This window comes from Actinocorallia lasiicapitis (genome assembly GCF_054778695.1).
Genome location: NZ_BAAGZI010000499.1, coordinates 1 through 3,650, shown reverse-complemented (window position 1 = coordinate 3,650; position 3,650 = coordinate 1). Strand labels below are relative to the sequence as shown.

Sequence of the window (3,650 nt, the reverse complement as noted above, 5' to 3'; positions counted from 1 at the left end):
CCTGCTGGCCGGGGTGGTGCTGGACGCCGCCCAGTCGGGCGGGGTGGTCGTCCTGGACGGGCTGGCCACCTCGTTGGCGGCGCTGGCGGCCGTCCGGATGAGCCCGGGGGTCGCCGCCCACCTCGTGGCGGGCCAGCGCAGCCGCGAACGCGCGCACGCGCTCGTCCTGCGCGAACTCGGCCTCGAACCCCTGCTCGACCTGAGGCTCAGGGCCGGTGAGGGGGTCGGTGCCTGCCTGGCGGCGGGGCTGGTGCTGGGCGGGCTTCGGATACGCGCCGAGACCGCCAGGACGGCCGTCCGATGAGCGGGAAAAACTTCGCCCAACCAAGATCGACGAGCGGGCTGGGCGGGAAGAAGACCGGGGTGCGGAACGGACACGGGCGGACGACGGACGCCGACGTCGCCCAGATCCTGCTGGTCGCCTCCCGCGCGGGCGAACTGCTGCTGCGCAGCGGCTCCTCGGCCGCCGACACCGTCGCCACCACCCGGCGGATCACCGAGGCGCTCGGCCTGCGCGACTGCCTCGTCGACGTGACCCTCACCGCGCTGTACCTGTCGCACCGCAGCGGGCCGCGGTCCGCGCCGATGACCGAGGTCAGGATCGTCCGGGGCACCTCGGTCTCCTACGACCGGATCCAGCGCGTCCACGACTTCCTGGCCGACGTCGAGGCCGGGCGGGTGCCGCTGCGGGTCGCGCTGCGCAGGCTCGACGAGATCGACCGGAGCCGGCCGCTGTACCCGGGCTGGGTGGAGACCCTGGCCTGGGCGGCGCTGTCGGGGTTCTTCACGGTGATCCTGCGCGGCGGCTGGGTGGTGTTCGTGGCCGCGTTCGCCGCCGCGGCCGTCGTCGACCGGGTCAACCGGTGGATGTCGGCGCGCGGCGTGCCGGTCTTCCACCAGGCCGTGTTCAGCGGGGCGGCCGCGACGATCGTCGCGACGGGTGTGGCGCTGGCCGGGTTCACCGGCAACGCCGCGCCGATCGTCGCGGGCGGGATCGCGGTGATGCTGCCGGGGCTGGCGTTCACCGGCGGCGTCCAGGACGCCATCCAGGGCTATCTGGTGACGGCCGTGGCCCGCACGTTCGACGCCGCGCTCGTCACCGCGGCGCTGGTCGCGGGGGTGGGCGCCGCGCTGTACGGGGCGGTCAGGCTGGGGCTCGACGTGCCGCAGGTGCAGCCGGGCGGGCTCGATCTGGGCGGCTGGCGTGAGCTGCCGCTGCAGCTCGTCGCGGCGGGGTTCGTCTGCGCGTTCCTCGCGGTCTGCTTCCAGGCGCCCGCCTCCGGGCTGGTCACCGCGTTCGGCTCCGGCGCGATCGGCTGGTTCCTGTTCCTGATGCTCTGGATGCACGCCGGCTTCCCCATGACGATCGCCGCCGCCCTCGCCTCCGTCGTGATCGGGATCTACGCGCAGCTCCTCGACCGGTTCGCCGGGCTGCCCGGGCCGCTGACGGTCGTCGCGGGAATCGCGCCGATGGCGCCCGGCTACGTGATCTACCAGGGGATGCTCCACCTCAGCCACGGCGACGTCGCCCCCGGCCTGAAAACGATCGGGCAGGCCGTCACGGTCGGACTCGGACTGGCCGCTGGAGTCACTTTCGGCCAGATCGCCGCGGGCCTCGGCGTGCGCTCGAAGACTTAGGCTGAACCCACTAACAAGATTCTTCTGGGGGTTCGATCATGCGTAGAGTCGCACTAGGTTCGCAGGGGCTTGAAGTCTCCGCCCAGGGGCTGGGCTGCATGGGAATGAGCCAGTCGTACGGGCCCGCCGACGACACGGCGTCGATCGCGACCCTGTATCGGGCCATCGAGCTGGGCGTCACCCTGTTCGACACGGCCAACGTGTACGGGGCTACTGGGATCTACGGGTTCGGCGCCAACGAGAAGCTGCTCGGCTACGCCCTGAAGGACCGGAGGGACGAGGTCCAGATCGCCACCAAGGTCGGCATCCAGGACATCGACCCCGAGCAGAAGGCGAAGTTCCGGCTCGGCGCCGACCCCGCCTACGTCAAGCAGGCCGCCGAGGAGTCGCTGCGGCGACTGCGCACCGACCACATCGACCTGTACTACCTGCACCGGGTCGACCCGCGGACCCCGATCGAGGACACCATCGGGGCGATGGCCGAACTGGTCGCCGAAGGCAAGGTCCGCTATCTGGGCGTCTCGGAGACCACCGCGCAGGAGCTGGAGCGGGCGCACGCCGTCCACCCGATCAGCGCGATCCAGTCCGAGTACTCCCTGTGGACGCGCGGCATCGAGGAGTCGGTCCTGCCGACGGCCCGCGCGCTCGGCATCGGCGTCGTGCCGTTCGCGCCGCTCGGCCGCGGCTTCCTGACCGGCACCGTCAGCACCGGCACGGCCTTCGCCGCCGACGACTTCCGGGCCGGCAACCCGCGGTTCGCCGCCGGCAACCTGGACGCCAACCAGGCGCTGGTCGAGGTCGTCCGGGAGGTGGCCGCCGCCCACGACGTGCTGCCAGGGCAGGTCGCCCTCGCCTGGGTGCACGCGCAGGGCGACGACCTGGTGCCCATCCCCGGCACCAAGCGGGTCTCCTACCTGGAGCAGAACACGGCCGCCGCCGACGTGAAGCTCAGCGCCGACGACCTCGCCCGCCTGGACGCCCTCGCCGCCCAGGCCGCCGGCTCCCGCTACTGAACCACCCCCGGTGCGGACCCCGCCGGGGCCCGCACCGGGTCGGCTGAGGTAACCGTACGATCACGGCTCAAACCGGATGCCTTGGGTGGGCGTCCTACGGGGCAGACCGTTGCGGGAGGAGCCGTCACCTATGCCTGAGGTCGGATATGCCTGAGGTCGAGCCGCTGCAGCCGGGAGACCCCGCGTCGCTCGGCGCCTACCGGCTGACCGGACGGATCGGTTCGGGCGGTCAGGGGGTCGTCTACCTGGGCACGGGCCCGGATCTGGAGACCGTCGCCGTCAAACTGCTGAGCGCCCATCTCGACGAGACGGCGCGCCAGCGGTTCGTGCGGGAGCTCGCCGCCACCAAACGCGTCGCCCGGTTCTGCACCGCGCAGGTCCTGGACGCCGACCTCGAAGGGGACCGGCCGTACATCGTCAGCGAGTACGTGCCGGGCCCCTCGCTCGCCGAGTACGTGGCGCGCGACGGGGTGCTGGCCGGCGGCGCGCTGGAACGGCTCGCCACCGGCACCCTGACGGCGCTCGCCGCCATCCACACCGCCGGGGTGATCCACCGGGACTTCAAACCGCACAACGTGATCCTCGGCCCGGACGGGCCGCGCGTCATCGACTTCGGGATCGCCAGGGCGCTCGGCGACGCCGTCACCAGCACCCTGCCCAGCGGCGTGATCGGCACGCCCGCCTACATGGCGCCCGAGCAGGTCCGGGGACTGGCGATCGGCACGCACGCCGACGTGTGGGCGTGGGCCGCGACGATCGTGTTCGCGGCGACCGGGGTGCCGCCGTTCGGGCAGGACAGCATCCCGACCGTCGCGGGCCGGATCCTGCACGCCGACCCCAACCTCGGCGAGCTCGCCGAACCGCTGCGGGCGCTGGTCGTCGCGGCGCTCACCAAGGACCCGGCGGTACGGCCGTCCGCGCAGGTCCTGCTGATGAACCTGCTGGGCGGCCCCGCCGAGGCGCCTGTCCCGCCGCCCGGAGTGCCGCCGACCGCGCTGC

Annotated in this window: 4 protein-coding genes; all 4 read left to right on the top strand. The window is 73.0% G+C overall.

Features of this window, described 5'->3' with window-relative positions; genetic code table 11:
- A partial coding sequence (locus ACYVE7_RS31005) for a nicotinate-nucleotide--dimethylbenzimidazole phosphoribosyltransferase (protein ID WP_460369736.1) occupies positions 1 to 304 on the top strand: 304 nt, incomplete at its 5' end.
- On the top strand, positions 301 to 1,638 hold the full coding sequence (locus ACYVE7_RS31000; protein WP_460369734.1) for a threonine/serine exporter family protein: 1,338 nt from the start codon (positions 301 to 303) through the stop codon (positions 1,636 to 1,638). The genes ACYVE7_RS31005 and ACYVE7_RS31000, both read left to right, overlap by 4 nt.
- A gap of 38 nt (positions 1,639 to 1,676) precedes the next feature.
- Positions 1,677 to 2,651 (top strand): aldo/keto reductase, encoded by a 975-nt coding sequence (locus ACYVE7_RS30995; RefSeq protein ID WP_460369732.1) that lies wholly within the window; start codon positions 1,677 to 1,679, stop codon positions 2,649 to 2,651.
- Between the two features lie 146 nt (positions 2,652 to 2,797).
- Positions 2,798 to 3,650: serine/threonine-protein kinase (locus ACYVE7_RS30990; RefSeq protein WP_460369731.1), on the top strand; the 853-nt coding region annotated here is incomplete at its 3' end.